This is a genomic window from Dielma fastidiosa, assembly GCF_000313565.1.
In the GTDB taxonomy this organism is placed as follows: domain Bacteria; phylum Bacillota_I; class Bacilli_A; order Erysipelotrichales; family Erysipelotrichaceae; genus Dielma; species Dielma fastidiosa.
In genome coordinates this window covers 351419-367772 of the sequence record NZ_HE578925.1, presented here as the reverse complement: position 1 = coordinate 367772, position 16354 = coordinate 351419, and the positions used below count along the sequence as shown (strand labels likewise).

18 protein-coding genes are annotated in these 16354 nt (G+C 42.6%); all 18 read right to left on the bottom strand.

What is annotated here, in order from left to right; all coding sequences use genetic code 11:
* Positions 1 to 35: 35 nt before the first annotated feature.
* The gene (gene rseP / locus DAHG_RS07575) at positions 36 to 1091 is read right to left on the bottom strand and encodes an RIP metalloprotease RseP (protein ID WP_022937739.1); all 1056 of its coding nucleotides are present in this window, start codon (positions 1089 to 1091) and stop codon (positions 36 to 38) included.
* Entirely contained in the window at positions 1091 to 2245 is a 1155-nt protein-coding gene (gene dxr / locus DAHG_RS07570) for a 1-deoxy-D-xylulose-5-phosphate reductoisomerase (RefSeq protein ID WP_022937738.1), read from the bottom strand. The genes rseP and dxr overlap by 1 nt, the downstream gene beginning before the upstream one ends.
* Positions 2242 to 3012: a phosphatidate cytidylyltransferase gene (locus DAHG_RS07565; protein ID WP_022937737.1), complete on the bottom strand. Its 771-nt coding sequence runs from the start codon at positions 3010 to 3012 to the stop codon at positions 2242 to 2244. The genes dxr and DAHG_RS07565 overlap by 4 nt, the downstream gene beginning before the upstream one ends.
* Entirely contained in the window at positions 3009 to 3716 is a 708-nt protein-coding gene (locus DAHG_RS07560) for an isoprenyl transferase (protein WP_022937736.1), read from the bottom strand. Before DAHG_RS07560 ends, DAHG_RS07565 begins: the two co-directional genes overlap by 4 nt.
* 63 nt (positions 3717 to 3779) lie before the next feature.
* Positions 3780 to 4325: a ribosome recycling factor gene (gene frr / locus DAHG_RS07555; protein WP_022937735.1), complete on the bottom strand. Its 546-nt coding sequence runs from the start codon at positions 4323 to 4325 to the stop codon at positions 3780 to 3782.
* A gap of 2 nt (positions 4326 to 4327) precedes the next feature.
* Entirely contained in the window at positions 4328 to 5041 is a 714-nt protein-coding gene (gene pyrH / locus DAHG_RS07550; RefSeq protein ID WP_022937734.1) for a UMP kinase, read from the bottom strand.
* A 205-nt stretch (positions 5042 to 5246) separates the two neighbouring features.
* Positions 5247 to 6137, bottom strand: a complete 891-nt coding sequence (tsf, locus tag DAHG_RS07545; protein WP_022937733.1) for a translation elongation factor Ts — start codon at positions 6135 to 6137, stop codon at positions 5247 to 5249.
* A 38-nt stretch (positions 6138 to 6175) separates the two neighbouring features.
* Positions 6176 to 7123: a 30S ribosomal protein S2 gene (gene rpsB, locus DAHG_RS07540; RefSeq protein WP_022937732.1), complete on the bottom strand. Its 948-nt coding sequence runs from the start codon at positions 7121 to 7123 to the stop codon at positions 6176 to 6178.
* 157 nt (positions 7124 to 7280) lie between these two features.
* On the bottom strand, positions 7281 to 8180 hold the full coding sequence (gene xerA, locus DAHG_RS07535; protein WP_022937731.1) for a site-specific tyrosine recombinase/integron integrase: 900 nt from the start codon (positions 8178 to 8180) through the stop codon (positions 7281 to 7283).
* On the bottom strand, positions 8173 to 9468 hold the full coding sequence (gene trmFO, locus DAHG_RS07530) for a methylenetetrahydrofolate--tRNA-(uracil(54)-C(5))-methyltransferase (FADH(2)-oxidizing) TrmFO (RefSeq protein ID WP_084744424.1): 1296 nt from the start codon (positions 9466 to 9468) through the stop codon (positions 8173 to 8175). Before trmFO ends, xerA begins: the two co-directional genes overlap by 8 nt.
* Positions 9461 to 11656 carry a type I DNA topoisomerase gene (gene topA, locus DAHG_RS07525; RefSeq protein WP_022937729.1) on the bottom strand — a complete coding sequence of 732 codons (2196 nt, stop codon included), beginning with the start codon at positions 11654 to 11656 and terminating at the stop codon, positions 9461 to 9463. Before topA ends, trmFO begins: the two co-directional genes overlap by 8 nt.
* 63 nt (positions 11657 to 11719) lie before the next feature.
* Positions 11720 to 12454: a DNA-processing protein DprA gene (dprA, locus tag DAHG_RS07520; RefSeq protein WP_022937728.1), complete on the bottom strand. Its 735-nt coding sequence runs from the start codon at positions 12452 to 12454 to the stop codon at positions 11720 to 11722.
* A 47-nt stretch (positions 12455 to 12501) separates the two neighbouring features.
* Complete coding sequence (locus DAHG_RS20510; protein ID WP_022937727.1) at positions 12502 to 12972, bottom strand: type II secretion system protein; 471 nt, start codon at positions 12970 to 12972, stop codon at positions 12502 to 12504.
* 82 nt (positions 12973 to 13054) lie between these two features.
* Positions 13055 to 13678: a ribonuclease HII gene (locus DAHG_RS19060; RefSeq protein ID WP_022937726.1), complete on the bottom strand. Its 624-nt coding sequence runs from the start codon at positions 13676 to 13678 to the stop codon at positions 13055 to 13057.
* A complete protein-coding gene (gene ylqF / locus DAHG_RS07505) occupies positions 13662 to 14546 on the bottom strand; it encodes a ribosome biogenesis GTPase YlqF (RefSeq protein ID WP_022937725.1) in 885 nt (294 codons plus the stop codon). The genes DAHG_RS19060 and ylqF overlap by 17 nt, the downstream gene beginning before the upstream one ends.
* 40 nt (positions 14547 to 14586) lie before the next feature.
* On the bottom strand, positions 14587 to 15138 hold the full coding sequence (gene lepB / locus DAHG_RS19055) for a signal peptidase I (RefSeq protein WP_022937724.1): 552 nt from the start codon (positions 15136 to 15138) through the stop codon (positions 14587 to 14589).
* 1 nt (position 15139) lies between these two features.
* Positions 15140 to 15700, bottom strand: coding sequence for a signal peptidase I (gene lepB / locus DAHG_RS07495; RefSeq protein ID WP_022937723.1), 561 nt, complete (start codon positions 15698 to 15700; stop codon positions 15140 to 15142).
* 1 nt (position 15701) lies between these two features.
* Positions 15702 to 16352: a signal peptidase I gene (gene lepB, locus DAHG_RS07490; protein ID WP_022937722.1), complete on the bottom strand. Its 651-nt coding sequence runs from the start codon at positions 16350 to 16352 to the stop codon at positions 15702 to 15704.
* Positions 16353 to 16354 lie beyond the last annotated feature (2 nt).

Here is a 16354-nt window from a genome sequence, read left to right as displayed (position 1 = left end):
TCCCTTCAAAAAACGAAGGCATCGCCTTCGCTTAATTAAAACAGTCGCAAAATATCATTCCAGGTTACAAATACCATTAAGCCAACAACCAGTGCGACACCAATCATCATAATAATGGTTTCCCATTTTTCGCTGAGCTTCTTACCAATCAGCTTTTCAAGCAGTACGATAACGATGCGTCCGCCATCAAGAATCGGCAGCGGCAGCAAGTTAAAGATACCGATATTTAAAGATAACAGACCCAGCCATGTCATAAAGGCTGTGGCGCCTGATTGTGTGATCTGACTCGTTGCTTGGAAAATACCAACCGGTCCTGACATATCCTCAAGACCCACGCCTCTGACAAGGTTGCCTAAGGCTGAAATGATCTGCATCATCGAGCTGCCCATTGCCATCGTACCATATTTAAAGGCTTCATACCATTGAATCTCAATGACAGAGCTGCTGGCCTGAATACCGATCAGATACGTCGTGCCATCACGCTGCAGTTCAGGGGTAATCATATAATCCTTGATTTGTCCGGCTCTTGAAACCGTCAGAATGATTCGATCCTGAGGATTCTGCTGAGTACGGGCAATTATATCATCAAAGGTTTCCGGAATGAATGACGTACCATCGTTCAGTGTTACCTTAACGATTTCATCACCTGGCTGAAGTCCTACCTTTTCAGCCGGTGAATTCTCAATAATTCCTGATAATACCGGCAATGCAGGTCCAGCTACCGATCCTCTGGCCATGACGATACCGACAAAAATCACCCAAGCCAGCACAACATTCATAAAAGCGCCGGCGGCCATAACAACGACCTGCTGCCATGTCTTAATGCCTTTAATTGTCCGCTCATAAGGGATGCCAGTCGTATCTGTACCTTCTTCTCCCGCCATCTGCACATAACCGCCCAGCGGTAAAGCACGGATTGAGAAGACAGTCTCGTTATTCTTATTTTGATAAAGGGCAGGCCCCATACCAATTGAAAATTCGCTGCAGTATACATTAAAGTGCTTTGCGGTAATCAGATGTCCAAATTCATGGACAACAACAATTACCATCAGCAGCAGAATAAACATAATAAAGTTAAATAAAAATTGCATTAAACGGCTCCTTTCACAGCTTCATTGACAAATGCTCTAGCAGCACCGTCACTGCGGATAATATCCTCTAGGGTAGCATTTTCGATGAATTCAATGCTTTCTACAGCCTTGAATACATAAGTTTCAATATCTAAGAAGGTAATCTTCCCAGCCAAAAACAACGCTACTGCTTCTTCATTGGCAGCATTCATAATAGCGCACGCATTGCCTTCAAGCCGGCCGGCCTTATAGGCCAGTCCAAGCAATGGATAGCGGTCAAAATCAGCCTTTTCAAAATGCAGTGTACCAATTTTCGCAAGATCCAGCGTTTCACTGTTCATTAACGGCAGTCTTGCCGGATGCGTCAAAGCATACTGAATCGGCAGCCGCATATCAGCTGTACCTAATTGTGCCATCAGCGCATGATCACAGTATTGTACTAAAGAATGAACAATACTTTCCCGATGCAGCAGCACTTCAATTTTATCATAATCGATATCAAAAAGGTAATGCGCTTCAATAACTTCAAAGCCTTTATTCATCATTGTTGCAGAATCAATCGTTATTTTTGCCCCCATTGACCAGTTAGGATGTGACAAAGCTTCTTTTACCGTAACACCCTGCAGCTGATCACGGCTGCGGTCACGGAAACTGCCGCCGCTGGCAGTGATAATCAATTTTTCAACACTGCCATGCGCATTGCCCTGCAAACACTGGAAAATCGCGGAATGTTCACTGTCAATCGGTTTCAGGGAAACACCGTATTCCTTAACCGCGGCTTTCACAAACTTGCCGCCGACAATCAAGGTTTCCTTATTCGCCAGCGCGATATCCTTGCGGCATTCAATCGCTTTAAGCGTTGGCAGCAAGCCGACAAAGCCCACCAAGGCATTGACTAAGGTATCACCATAAGGTAGCGCTGCCAGTTCAAGCAGACCTTGATCACCGATATGAATATCCAGATGCGGATATTTTTTTCTGATTTCATCGGCATCCTGTTCATCCTTAACACAGATTGCCCGCACCTTAAATTCATCAAGAATTTTATAGGCTGACGCCAATCGGCTGCGGACACTGAAAGCTGCTAATTCAAACAGCTCCGGATGAGAACGAATCACATCCAGCGTCTGTTCACCGATTGAACCAGATGCGCCTAATAAAATGATTTGTTTCATAATAAGTTCACCGCCGTAAAGATCAGATAGAAAACCGTCAGATTAAACAGCAAAGAATCCACCCGGTCAAGGATGCCGCCGTGTCCCGGTAATAAATAACCGAAATCCTTGATTTTATAGCTGCGTTTAATGGCCGAAAATGCCAAGTCGCCAATCTGACCGAAAATCGGCAGGAAAATACTGCCTAACGCCATCGCCAGCAGATGTTCATGTGAAATAAAGAAATACGCAAACAGGAAAGAAATCACTGCCGCGAAAAACCAGCCGCCGATACTTCCCTCAATCGTTTTCTTCGGAGAGATTCTGACACATAGCTTATGCTTGCCAAAAAAGCGGCCGCACAAGTAGGCGAAGGAATCACAGACATAGGTTGCCAGAATGATAAACCAGATAAACAGCGGTTCCTGATTATACATCGCCAGAAAGCCAGTGCCGATGGTAACGAAAAAAGCCGCGAACGCCATACATAGAAACGTATCAGACACCAGCATTTTTTCACTGAAGACAGGCATTGCCAACAATATAATACATACAAAGCCAACATAAGGCAGGCGCAGCCGGGCATCCAAAATAAGTGAGAATAAGACTGCCGCGATCAGAAAATACTCAACGGCGCGCGGACAATGCTGCTCACTCAGCTGACATACCTCATGCAAACCAACAACAATAATGAAAACCACTAAGGCGTCAATCAAAATACCGCCAAACAATAATGCCGGTATCACACAGGCAAGAATAGCAAACATGGTTAAGATTCGAGTTTTCATTCCTTTAACCCTCCAAACCGGCGGTCACGCTGCTGATATTGTTCAAGGCAGCGATGCAGCTCTGCTTCATTAAAATCAGGCCAAGCCGTATCTGTAAATATCATTTCCGCATAAGCGCATTGCCATAACAAAAAATTTGATAAACGTACTTCGCCAGATGTGCGGATCAGCAAATCAAGCTCCTGATGCTCACCCATCATATATTGACCAAAAGCCTGTTCATCGATATCCAGTGATGCTTTATCAGCCAATACATCCTTAGCATATTGCTGCGCCGCCAGCGTAATTTCCCGGCGAGCACCGTAATTTACCGCTAAACAAAGGTTTAAACCGGTATTCATCGCTGTCTCATCAATGGCATTCTTGATCACCGTAACGGTATCTTTGGGAAACTTCTCATATTCGCCGATACATGACACCCTGATATTCAGCGCCTTTAATTCTTTAATATATTTAGAAAAAAACATCTTCGGCAGCTTACAGAGATAATCAATTTCCGATTCCGGCCGATTCCAGTTTTCCGTAGAAAAAGCATATAAAATTAAGGTTTTCACCCCTAAACGATTCGCTTCCTTAGCAATCGTGCGCACATTTTCAGCACCCTGAAGATGGCCGGCTGTCCGCGGCAGACCGCGTTTTTTTGCCCAACGTCCATTGCCGTCCATGATAATGGCAATGTGAGCAGGTATTCTTTGTAAATCCATGCGTGATCCTCCTAAAGTAAAGCCCACAATGCTGTGGGCTACAATACTGCATGATGCAACGGATTAAACAGCCATGATCTCCTTGGATTTTTCATCCACGATCGTATCAATTTTCTTAACGAATTCATCAGTCAGCTTCTGAATCTTTTCATTCGCCTGCTTAGCCTGATCCTCCGGTAATTCCTTATTCTTCTTAACCGCATCATTTGCTTCACGGCGCACGTTACGAATCGCTACCTTCGCTTCTTCACCCATCTTGCTTGCTGACTTACTTAATTCACGGCGGCGGTCTTCTGTAAGAGCCGGAACATTAATACGAATCATCGTACCGTCATTCTGCGGCACTAAACCTAAATCAGCCACTTCAATCGCCTTTTCAATTTCCTTCATAATCGATTTATCAAAAGGCTTAATGCAAAGCTGACGGCCCTCCACTACTGAAATGCTGCTCACCTGATTGATCGGTGTAGAGCTTCCGTAATAATCAATATGCACACGGTCTAAAATCTGCGGATTCGCTCTGCCGGTTCTGATTGTAGCCAGATTGCCGTGCAGACTTTCGATTGCTTTGTTCATTTTTACTGTTGCATTATCTAAGATTTCCTTCATAATTATTGTCCTTTCTTGGTAATTAATGTACCATTTACTTCACCCTTGACAGCTTTTAGAATATTGCCGGGTTCGTTCATATTAAATACGATCAGATCAATGTCATTATCCATACACATTGAAGTGGCTGTCGTATCCATGACATGGAGATTTTGCTGAATCAGATCCATATATGTAAGTGACTGATAGCGCACCGCATTCTTGTCAATCTTCGGATCAGCTGAATAAACGCCGTCTACACCGTTTTTAGCCATTAAGATGACATCAGCGTTAATTTCACTGGCTCTTAAAGCGGCTGTCGTATCCGTTGAAAAATAAGGATTACCGGTACCGGCGCCGAAGATGACAACCCGTCCCTTTTCCAAATGACGAAGCGCTCTTCTTAAAATGAATGGTTCTGCGACCTTATTCATTTCAATTGCTGACTGCACTCGAGTAGGCACGTTCTCCTGTTCAAGCGCGTTCTGTACTGCCAGCGCGTTGATTACGGTTGCCAGCATACCCATATAATCGGCCTGAGTTCTTTCCAGACCCATCTGTTCACATAATTTACCGCGGATGAAATTACCGCCGCCGACTACAATAGCCAGATCAACGCCTAACTCAGCCACCTCTTTTAATTCTCTTGCTAGTCCCTTTAAAATCTGGGGATCAAATGAATTACCCGGTGAAGACAACGCTTCCCCGCTCAACTTCAGCAAAACTCTTTTATACATTGTTATTTTCCACCTTTTCGCTACATCTCTTTAAAGATAGACCGGTTTTAAACACACGTTTCTACCATAACAATTATACTAGATAAAGCCTTCAGTTACAACACTCATTCACGAAAAATCTTGTTCATAACAGAACTGCTTCGGCAGCAGATGAAAAAAAAGCATCGATGATTCTAATGAATCACCAATGCCTTTTCAGTTTAAATTAGTTGCCTTTGATCTGATTCATTACTTCATCAGCAAAGTTTTCACTGCGTTTTTCAATACCTTCACCTACTGCATAGCGGATGAATGATTTACAAACTGCATTGTTTTCTTTCAGGTATTGACCTACTTTTAAATCAGGGTTCTTGAAGTAAACCTGATCTACTAAGCACATTTCCTGTAAAGATTTAGTCAGACGGCCTTCAACGATACCGTGTAATACTTTTTCAGGCTTAGAAGCTAAAGAAGCATCGTTCTTTAAGATTTCTAATTGTACGTGTCTTTCATTTTCAATGAATTCAGCAGGCATATCATCGCGTGATACGAATTGCGGACTCATTGAAGCTACCTGCATAGCGATATCCTTTGCAACAGCTGTGTCAGTACCAGAAATTACGGATAAAGCTGAAATCTTGCCACCCATGTGAATATAAGCGCCGAAAGCTTCATCATCAGCTTTTTCAACGATTGCGAAACGGCGGAAAGTAATTTTTTCACCGATTGTAGCAGTCGCTTCAGTAACTAAAGTTTCTAAAGTCTTGCCATCTGCTTCAGCAGCCAGTGCCGCTTCCATAGAAGCTGGTTTAGCGCTCAGCAGCAGGTTTTGTACCTGATTCATTAATGCCAGGAATTGTTCATTCTTAGCAACGAAGTCAGTTTCTGAGTTAACTTCAAATACAACAGCGGTGTTGCCATCTACAGCAACGCGGGTTGCACCTTCAGCAGCAATGCGGTCAGCTTTTTTAGCAGCCTTTGCGATACCCTTTTCACGAAGCCATTCGCTTGCTTTATCAATATCGCCATCGCATTCTGTCAATGCTTTTTTGCAGTCCATCATACCAGCACCTGTCTTATCGCGAAGTGCTTTTACATCTTGAGCAGTAATTGCCATTTGATTTTCCTCCTTGTTCGTAAATTTCGAAGTGGTAATTATTCAGCAGCCGGAGCTGGTGCAGCTTCAGTTGTTGCTGCTGGTTTTACAGTTTCTTTCTTTACGAAAGGTTTGCCGCTGCGAGGGCCGTTACCATTACGGTTGTCTCTGTTGTAAGGACGACGGTTAGCTTGTGCTGCACGGCGTTCTTCATTTCTCTGACGGCGGCGACGATCGTTTTCAGCGATTTTTTCTTCAACATTAACGATTACATCAGCCATTGTGATATCTTCGCCTTCTTCGATGTTATGAGCAACTGAAAGCAGACCGCCCTTAGCTTCAACGATAGCATCAGCCATTAATTCAACGATCAGCTTCACAGAACTGTTGCCGTCATCATTTGATGCGATTGGGTAATCAACAGCTTCAGGATCACAGTTAGTATCTACCATTGCAAATACAGGGATACCTAATTTCTTAGCTTCCGCAACTGCATTGTGTTCTTCTTTTGGATCGATAACGAAGATTGCGTTAGGCAGTTTCTTCATTTCTTTAATACCGCCCAGGAAGTTTTCTAATTTAGCTTTTTCTTTTTTGATTTGAGCGATTTCCTTCTTAGGATATACATCGATCAGACCGCTTGCTTCCATTTCTTCAATTTCAATTAAACGTTTAACACGTTTTTGAATTGTGCGGAAGTTAGTTAATAAACCACCCAGCCATCTTTGGTTAACAAAGAATGAACCTGAGCGCAAAGCTTCGTCAACAACGATTTGCTGAGCCTGCTTTTTAGTTCCTACGAATAAAACCTTACCGCCTTTTTCAGCAATGTCCTTCATTGCTTCATAAGCTGTATCGATTTGTTCGATTGTCTTTTCCAGGTTAATGATATATACACCATTTCTTGATGCATAAATGTTTGGTTTCATTTTAGGATTCCATCTTCTAGTTTGATGTCCGAAATGAACGCCAGCTTCTAATAATTTTCTCATTGAAACAACAGCCATTTTAATTCCTCCGTTTTACCTCCATCATTTCTAGCATTGATAACCCTGTAGTGACAGTCTTTAGTCAAGGGCACGGATCAATGAATCCATGATGTGTGTGTTTCTCACGTATTAACGTGCTTTACAATTATAACAAAGTTAGATTTTGTTGGCAAGGCTATTTTGATACTTTTGCCCTCGGAAATGCACTATTATAGGCATTTTTAAGCCTTTCGCGGGTTACATGCGTATAAATTTGCGTCGTTGACAGCGACGCATGGCCTAAAAGCTCCTGAACCAGACGCAGATCAGCGCCATTATCCAGCATGTGCGTTGCGAATGAATGACGCAGCATATGCGGGTGAACTCGCAGCATCAGGCCGCTTTTTTTGACAGTCTGATCCAAAATGTATTGAATACCGCGGCTAGTCAGCGGCCGCCCATGCTGATTAATAAAGACAAAAGCATGATCATCCGCGCACCAAAGCGGCCTTACTTCGCGAAGATAACGAAGCAGAAATTCCTTTGCGACATCGTGGAAAGGTACGACTCTTTCCTTGTTGCCCTTACCAAGAATATGAACAATACATTCACTGAAATCAAGATCGCTGATTTTAAGCGCTGCCGCTTCGCTGACACGCAAGCCGCAGGCATAGATCAATTCAAACATCGCCCGATCACGCAAACCAGCCGCTGTTTCAATATCAATGCTGTCAAACAGCGCGTCAAGCTCATCATAAAATAAAAACTCGGGCACCTGCCGGCGGACACTGCCCAGCTTCACAAGCACAAAGGGATTGGCTGAAAGGATGCCGTATTCATTCAAATATGTATAAAAAGAGCGCAGTGTTGATACCCTGCGCAAAACCGAATTATTTTTAAGCATACATTCTTCGCGCAGATAACTGATATAATTCAAAACAATACTGCGGTCAACCATTTCCAGCTTTTCGATCCCTTCACGATGCAAAAAGTCTCTAAATTTATGGAGATCCCGTTCATATGCGTCACGGGTATGCTCAGAATTCGTATTAATCTGGGATATATAATTCAAGAAGCGTTCAATTTGCTCATTCATGAGTATGATCCCTGAATTCTCTGATCACCGATAAAGCCTGCTGGGCGAGCTTTTCCTTGCGGTCTTTCTTATTAGTCTTAACCACACACTGCAGCAAACCAAAGGTCGCGTTCATCGGCTGAAAATGATCAGCATGTGTATGCGTTATGTAATAAGCCATCGCGCCAATCATACAGGTCGGCGGCAAAATCACTGCTTCCTTGCCCTGCATTTTAAGCGCCATATTGATTCCCGCCAATAAACCGCTGGCAGCTGATTCAACATAACCCTCAACCCCGCACATCTGGCCGGCAAAAAACAGATTTTCTTTTTCCTTGCACTCATAGCTGGCCTTTAAACATTTCGGCGAACAGATATAAGTATTGCGGTGCATGACCCCATAACGGGCAAAGCGGGCATTTTCAAGACCCGGAATCATGGCGATGACACGTTTTTGTTCACCCCATAATAAATGCGTCTGAAAACCAACAATGTTATAAAGCGTAGCCGCCGCGTTATCCTGACGCAGCTGCACAACCGCATAAGGATGTTCACCCTCACGGCCCAGTCCAACCGGCTTCATCGGCCCATAAAGCAAGGTTTTCTCACCGCGCTTCGCCATTTCTTCAAAAGGCATGCAGCCTTCAAAATATTTCTCATCTTCAAATTCATGCATTTTTGTGCATTCAGCACTGATTACCGCCTGATAGAAAGCGTCAAATTCTTCTTTATTCATCGGACAGTTGATATAATCAGCATCCCCCTTGTCGTAACGGCTCTTATAATAAGCCTTACTGAAATCGATGCTGTCTTTTTCAATAATCGGTGCCGCCGCGTCATAGAAATAGAAGCGTTCTTCATGGAGTAAACGCTGAATCGCTGCGCTTAATGCTTCACTTGTCAGCGGGCCGGTCGCAATGATTGCCGGGCCTTCAGGAATCTCACAAAGCTCCTCATGGACAACCTCTACCAGCTCATGGCCTTTAATAAAATCAGTGATTTGTTTAGAAAATGCTTCACGATCAACCGCCAGCGCGCTGCCAGCCGGCACCTGATTAGCATCCGCAAACCGCATGATCAATGAATCAAGTTCACGCATTTCCTGTTTCAAAAGCCCTACCGCATTATTAATATCATTGCTGCGCAGTGAATTTGAACAAACAAGCTCCGCGAAATTTTCACTGTGATGAGCTGGTGAACTTTTTTGCGGCCGCATTTCAATCAGGGTTACCGGAATATTCCGTTTAATCAGCTGCCAGCATGCTTCACAGCCGGCCAGCCCGGCGCCAACAACTGTTACTCTATTCATCAGCATCGCTCACTTTCTTCTTACTTACCGTCTTCTTCACTGTTTTTTTCGCAGCGGTTTTCTTTTTAGCTTCTTTTTTCGCTGCCGCTTCTGGATCCTTTTTAATATAACGGCATTTTGGATAACCGCTGCAGCCGACAAAGGTTGTACCAAAACAGCTCTTGCGCTTCACCAATGGCTTGCCGCATTCCGGACAATCCTCACCTGTAGGAACGGGTTCTTCCTTTACCTTATTGCTTTTGATGTATTTACATTCAGGATAATTGGAACAAGCGAGGAAAGCACCAAAACGGCCTTTTTTCATAACCAGCTTGCTGCCGCAGTTTGGACATACCTCATCCGTTTCATTGTTTTCTTCATTTTCCGCCTTCGTATACCGGCAGCTTGGGAAATTGATGCAGGATACAAAACGGCCATAACGGCCATTGCGGTATACAAGCTCATTGCCGCATTCCGGACAAAGCTCACCGGTTCTCTCCAGTTCCTTCTTTTCCATATTTTCATACGCGTGATCAAGCAGCGGCATAAACTGATCATAAAATTCACGCAGCTCCTTGACATTATCCCGTTCACCCTCGGCAATCTCATCAAGATCTTTTTCCATATTAGCTGTATAGGATACGTTGATGATGGACGAAAAGAATTCCTGTAATTTTTTATCAGTCAAAATTCCCTGCTCCGTTGGGAAGAACACCTTCGTCTTACTTCCCTCGCTGGCTTTTTCAAGTGAAACATAACCGCGGGCCTGAATCGTATCGATGATCATCGCATAAGTGGAAGGACGGCCAATTCCCTTTTCTTCCATTTCTTTAATCAAACGCGCTTCTGAATAACGAGCCGGCGGTTCTGTAAAGTGCTGCTTGCCATCCAGCTGAACATGCTCAAGCACTTCTTTTTCTTCAAGATCCGGCAGCAATTCATCCTTAGTCTGTTCATAATCCTTATAAACCGCTAAATAACCGTCAAAGGTAATGATGCTTCCGTTAGCTGTAAATTCACAGCCGTTATTAGCAATCGTCGCAGTTACAACATCACTTTTGCTAGGCGCCATTAAATAAGCCAATGCCCGTGCATAAATCAGCTTATAGAGCTTGTATTGATCATTAGTCAGATATTCCTTTACCGAATCCGGTGTGTTATGCACATTGGTCGGACGGATGGCCTCATGGGCATCCTGCGCATTCTGACTGTTCTTCTGATGCACAAAACCAACATACTTCTTACCATAAGTCTCCTCAATATGATGAAAGGCATCCTTAACAAAAACATCACTCAAACGGGTTGAATCCGTACGCATATAGGAAATAAGACCTTCCGTATGACCACCCAGACTGATACCTTCATAAAGCTTCTGCGCTACCTGCATCGTCTTTTTAGAACTGAAACCCAGCTTAGTTGAAGCCTCCTGCTGCAAAGTAGAAGTAATAAACGGCAGTCTGGCTGCCTTGCTTTTCACCTTGCGTTCAATTTTATCGATGACAAACTCACCGGTGCAGCGATCAAGAACCGCCTGCGCCGCCGCTTCATCCTTCAATTCCGGTTTCTTTCCATCAACCCGGATCAAACCCGCTTTAAATTCTTTTTTATTCTTTTTAATCAGCGCATCAATAGTCCAATACTCTTCACTCTTAAATGCTTTAATTTCATTTTCACGTTCAACGATCAATCGTAAAGCGACCGACTGCACCCGTCCCGCTGATTTTGACTGAATCTTATTCTGAAGCAGCTTACTAAGCTTAAAACCGATGATACGATCAAGCATCCGACGGGTTTCCTGGCTTTTTACCAGGTTCAGATCAATCGTTCTCGGATGCTCAAAGGCCTCCAAAACAGCATTCTTAGTAATTTCATTAAAAATAACACGATTCTGCTGAGCCGTATCAAGTCCCAGCTCCTGCGCTAAATGCCAGCTGATCGCTTCTCCTTCACGGTCAGGGTCACTGGCCAGATAAACTTCATCCGCTTTTTTAGCACGCGCCTTTAAATCCTTTACAATATCCTTTTTATCACTGCTTACTTTATAAGTAGGCTTAAAATCATCTTCAACATCAATACCCAAGCCACCCTTGCCTGTAGTAGCCAAATCGCGGATATGACCTTTGCTGGATACAACACTGTAATCCGGGCCAAGGTATTTTTCAATCGTCTTTGATTTGGAAGGTGATTCCACAATCACTAATTTCTTCATGGCATTTCTCCTTGTTACACTTATCTTATTATTCTATAACTTTTTAATTTGTCAAACATTTTTTCATAAATTTTCAATTTCTTCATCAAAAACGAGCATATTTGCCCCTTGTTGGATCAGCATATTGCAGCCTTTGCCAAATGCGTCATCATAACGATATGGAAACACATAGACATCTTTATCAAGTCTTAAAGCCTCATTCACCGTCAGCATCGTACCGCTTTTCTCCTTCGCCTCAACTACCACGATCCGTTTAGCCAAAGCCGCAATGATACGATTACGCCAAGGAAAATGTGACGCATACGGCGGTGTATGTTCAGGATATTCACTTAAAATCAATTGATTGACAGCCATTTGCTCATAAAGATATTGATTCTCTTGCGGATAGACACGTTCAATGCCGCAGCCAATCACCCCAATGGTAGAACGGCCGCTGCGAATCGCGTTCGCATGTGCCGCCGCGTCGATGCCTTTTGCCAAGCCGCTGACAATGCCATAATGTGAAGGGCATTTTTTAATCAGATAAGCCGTATAATTCAGCCCCACCGATGAGGCCAAACGGCTGCCGATAATGCCCAGATATTCATTTTCAAGCAACCTTATATCCCCTTTATAAAACAAAATAAAAGGAGGATCTTCAAGAAGAAGCAAGGCTTTTGGATAATTCTCATCGAGAATCGTCAGGTAATGACCCTTATAATCAGGCATCTGCCATGCCTCGTCATCCTGTATCGCCTTCTTCATTCTGTCATATTCTCCGTTATATTTCAAAGCATATGCCAATAATTGTTCACGCATGATATCACCCACTTATGATATATGCGCTTCAAGCCTAATTTCCTAAATTAATTTGCCTCTTCAGGATCAAGCTCCTTCCCATTAATAGTACAGAACCACATATCTTTACCATTTCCATACACATAAAGATATACGCAATAATTCTTTTCATCAAGATAATATGTTACGGTACTGCCATCTAAGCCTTGCTCACTTCCAACAGAAAATACTACCCTTGGATATTCAGTCATAGACGGAATTTTACCATCTATAATAAAGTAGCAAGCAATATCTCCCATATTGTCGCATACTTCCTTTTCAATCAGTTTTTTCTGCTGTGCTTCATTCTTTTCTTCTTCATATTTTGTCAATGCGAACGAATAAGCCCCTTGTCCTGTCCTGACATTCGCCTTCATAATCTGAATTTTCGCATCTCTTGCGTAGCCCATAAAAGAAGGCACTAAAAATAATGCCAAAATGCCAAGGATGGCAATTACCACAATCAGTTCAATTAATGTAAACCCTTTTTTAGTTTTCACTTTGAAGTACCTCATCAATTATTATTAACTATCTAATACCATAATAAAAAACAAAATACAAGCGCACAGCAAAAAACGTACTTTATATGTCAAACTGCAGCTGATCCATTGCCTTGACCGGCCCATAGCTGTACCGATAGATTTTATCGATAACACCATACTGATGCATCGCTTCAATATGTGCCTTCGTCGGATAACCCTTATGCTTTGCGAAACCATATTCAGGATACAGAACATCATAGCCGCTCATGATGCCATCTCTTGTCACCTTAGCTAAAATCGAGGCGGCCGCGATGCTGACACTTTTCTGATCGCCTTTAATGATGGGTATGTATTCACAGGGACAGACTTTCAGCGGCATCGCATCCGTAAGTACGCCATCACACTGCTTAAACATCAGCACTAAATCTTCCATCGCTTTTTGAGTCGCCCGATAGATATTTAATTCATCCACGGTTTTTGTATCGATAATTAATATATGATACTCATCCGCAAGCTTGATAATTTCCTTAAATAACAAACGGCGTTTCTTTTCACTGAGCTTTTTTGAATCATAGATTTCCTCATGATCAAAATCAGCGGGAAAACGCACAGCCGCAACAACTAACGGCCCGGCAATCGGCCCGCGGCCAGCTTCATCAATCCCGACAATGGCGTGACGGCCTTGCTGCCACCATGCTTTTTCATATTCATTCGCCGGTTTCATCAACAAACTCCCAAGTGATACGGCCGACAAAATCATCACGGATATCTCTTAAAAAACGCTGAATTGCCCGATCCATATCCAGCTGATTATTGGCTTTGATAAAACCGCGGCGAGCGGCTATCCGTTCAATCATCACATATGGATCATCAACGATTTCCACGTCAAAGCGTTCCTTAAGCTGCTGCGGATAATATTGAATCAAATGACGCATCGCGTAAGCGCACACTTCCTCCAACGGCAGGATTTCATCACGAATCGCACCGGTTACAGCTAAACACATACCTACATGCTCATCTTCAAATTTAGGCCATAAAACACCCGGTGTATCAAGTAATTCAAGACCCTTAGTAACCTTTACCCAAGTTAAAGAACGTGTAACCCCCGGCCGATCAGCGGCCTGTACAGCTTTTTTATTGGCGATTCGATTAATCAAGGTTGATTTGCCGACATTAGGAATTCCTACAACCATCGCCCTTATTGCTCTTGGATTGATACCACGGCGTTTCTGCCGCTCAATCATCGCTTTCATACATTCCTGACTGGCAGTTGTAATCAGTGACACAACATTATCCTTTAAGACATTCACTGCCAATACCTGTGTTGTATCATTACTCAGACAGTCAATCCATTCTTTAGTGCGGACTGGATCTGCCTTATCAATTTTTGTCAGTAAAATTAAACGCGGCTTCTGTTGGATAATTTCCTCCAAAAGCGGGTTTTTGCTTGAATAAGGGATACGGGCATCACGGCATTCAATCACCATGTCTACCATTTTTAATTTCTCCTGCATTTCCCTTTTAGCTTTGGTCATATGCCCAGGAAACCAGTTAATATTTAATTTAGACGCATTCTGCTCGTTATCTTTCATACTATCACCTTCTTATTCTGCCAACATTAAAAAATATAGCTTAATAGAGCCCAATCTGATTCAGCGGCCAGAAAATCAGAACACCCTTACTGATCAAATCCGCTTCTTTAAAAGGTCCGACTAATGAAGAATCCTTTGATTCAGGACGGTTATCACCCAATAAGAAATATTCATCATCAGCTAATGTAATCTCATCAAAATCACGATTAAAATGTCCGTATTCCGCAGTCTTTTCAGCAATGTAATCAGCATCGAGATAAGATTCATCAATCGGTTCATCATTTACATAAACAATGCCGTCCTCACCTCTTAGTGTATCTCCCGGCATACCGATAATACGCTTTACCCAATGCTCCGTATCATTATCCTTGCTGTTAACCACAACAATATCATAACGCTCAACCCCAAAATTTAAGCCAACCATATTGCTTAAACCACGGTCTTTGTCATGCAGTGTCGGATACATACTGATGCCATCGACAATTACAGGGTTAAATAAAAACTTAGTAATCAGCCAAAAACAAGCGAAGCTGATTACAAATACTTTCAGAAGACTTAATAATTCTTTTACTGTATCATTTTTCTTTTCCATTTTATTTCACCAATTTGAAATTTGAGAACGGATAATAAATCAGCACATCCTTACACGTAATATTATCGCGGGTAAAAGGCCCGAGATTACGTGAATCTGTGGAATTTGTACGATTATCACCCATCACAAAATATTCATCCTCTCCGAGTGTCACTTCATCAAAATCACTTGTGAAGAAGCCCAGATTCTCACGCTGAGTATTTGCATATTCAGTATCAAGAAACGGCTCCTCAATCGGCTCACCATTAATATATACAACATCATCCATACAGGAAATGGTTTCACCAGGCAGCCCAATTACTCGTTTTACCCAATGATCCTTGCTGTTTTCGGCCTTATCGTTAACAATAACGATATCAAAGCGTTCAATCTCCAAATGCTTTGCCGAAAAGATACTGGCAATACCTAAATCATCCTCGTGCAATGTCGGATACATACTCATACCATCTATAATAATGGGGTTAAATAAAAACTTAGTAATCAGCCAAAAACAAGCGAAGCTGATTACAAATACTTTCAGAAGACTTAATAATTCTTTTACTGTATCATTTTTCTTTTCCATTTTATTTCACCAATTTGAAATTTGAGAACGGATAATAAATCAGCACATCCTTACACGTAATATTATCGCGGGTAAAAGGCCCGACATAACGTGAATCTGTGGAATTTGTGCGATTATCACCCATCACAAAATATTCATTCTCTCCGAGTGTCACTTCATCAAAATCACTTGTGAAAAAGCCAAGATTCTTACGCTGAGTGTTTGCATATTCAGTATCAAGGAATGGTTCCTCAATCGGCTCACCATTAATATATACAACATCATCCATACAGGATATAGTTTCACCAGGCAGCCCAATTACCCGCTTTACCCAATGATCCTTGCTGTTTTCGGCCTTATCGTTAACAACCACGACATCAAAGCGCTCAATCTTTAAATACTTTGCCGAAAAGATACTGGCAATACCTAAATCATCGTCGTGCAGCGTCGGATACATACTCATGCCGTCAACTCTAACGGGTGTAAAGACAAAGGTTGTCAGCAGCCAAACCGCGCCAAGACAAATAACAAAGGTTTTAATAAAGTCAATTGCTTCCTCTTTAAACGTAGGCTTTTTCTCCGGTTCTTTTGCTTCTTCTGTCTTTTCTTCTTCAATGACTTCTTCTTTAATTACATCGACATCGATGATATCATTTGTTTTATCATTCTCCATAC

Bases quoted from the DNA above. Each gene is read 5' to 3' on its own strand.
- DAHG_RS07565 (WP_022937737.1), bottom strand. From the start codon at position 3,012: ATGAAAACTCGAATCTTAACCATGTTTGCTATTCTTGCCTGTGTGATA.
- lepB (WP_022937723.1), bottom strand. From the start codon at position 15,700: ATGGAAAAGAAAAATGATACAGTAAAAGAATTATTAAGTCTTCTGAAA.
- rseP (WP_022937739.1), bottom strand. From the start codon at position 1,091: ATGCAATTTTTATTTAACTTTATTATGTTTATTCTGCTGCTGATGGTA.
- ylqF (WP_022937725.1), bottom strand. From the start codon at position 14,546: ATGAAAGATAACGAGCAGAATGCGTCTAAATTAAATATTAACTGGTTT.
- tsf (WP_022937733.1), bottom strand. From the start codon at position 6,137: ATGGCAATTACTGCTCAAGATGTAAAAGCACTTCGCGATAAGACAGGT.
- lepB (WP_022937724.1), bottom strand. From the start codon at position 15,138: ATGGAAAAGAAAAATGATACAGTAAAAGAATTATTAAGTCTTCTGAAA.
- pyrH (WP_022937734.1), bottom strand. From the start codon at position 5,041: ATGTATAAAAGAGTTTTGCTGAAGTTGAGCGGGGAAGCGTTGTCTTCA.
- dprA (WP_022937728.1), bottom strand. From the start codon at position 12,454: ATGCGTGAACAATTATTGGCATATGCTTTGAAATATAACGGAGAATAT.
- dxr (WP_022937738.1), bottom strand. From the start codon at position 2,245: ATGAAACAAATCATTTTATTAGGCGCATCTGGTTCAATCGGTGAACAG.
- xerA (WP_022937731.1), bottom strand. From the start codon at position 8,180: ATGAATGAGCAAATTGAACGCTTCTTGAATTATATATCCCAGATTAAT.
- DAHG_RS19060 (WP_022937726.1), bottom strand. From the start codon at position 13,678: ATGAAACCGGCGAATGAATATGAAAAAGCATGGTGGCAGCAAGGCCGT.
- rpsB (WP_022937732.1), bottom strand. From the start codon at position 7,123: ATGGCTGTTGTTTCAATGAGAAAATTATTAGAAGCTGGCGTTCATTTC.
- DAHG_RS07560 (WP_022937736.1), bottom strand. From the start codon at position 3,716: ATGGATTTACAAAGAATACCTGCTCACATTGCCATTATCATGGACGGC.
- frr (WP_022937735.1), bottom strand. From the start codon at position 4,325: ATGAAGGAAATCTTAGATAATGCAACAGTAAAAATGAACAAAGCAATC.
- lepB (WP_022937722.1), bottom strand. From the start codon at position 16,352: ATGGAGAATGATAAAACAAATGATATCATCGATGTCGATGTAATTAAA.
- topA (WP_022937729.1), bottom strand. From the start codon at position 11,656: ATGAAGAAATTAGTGATTGTGGAATCACCTTCCAAATCAAAGACGATT.
- trmFO (WP_084744424.1), bottom strand. From the start codon at position 9,468: ATGAATAGAGTAACAGTTGTTGGCGCCGGGCTGGCCGGCTGTGAAGCA.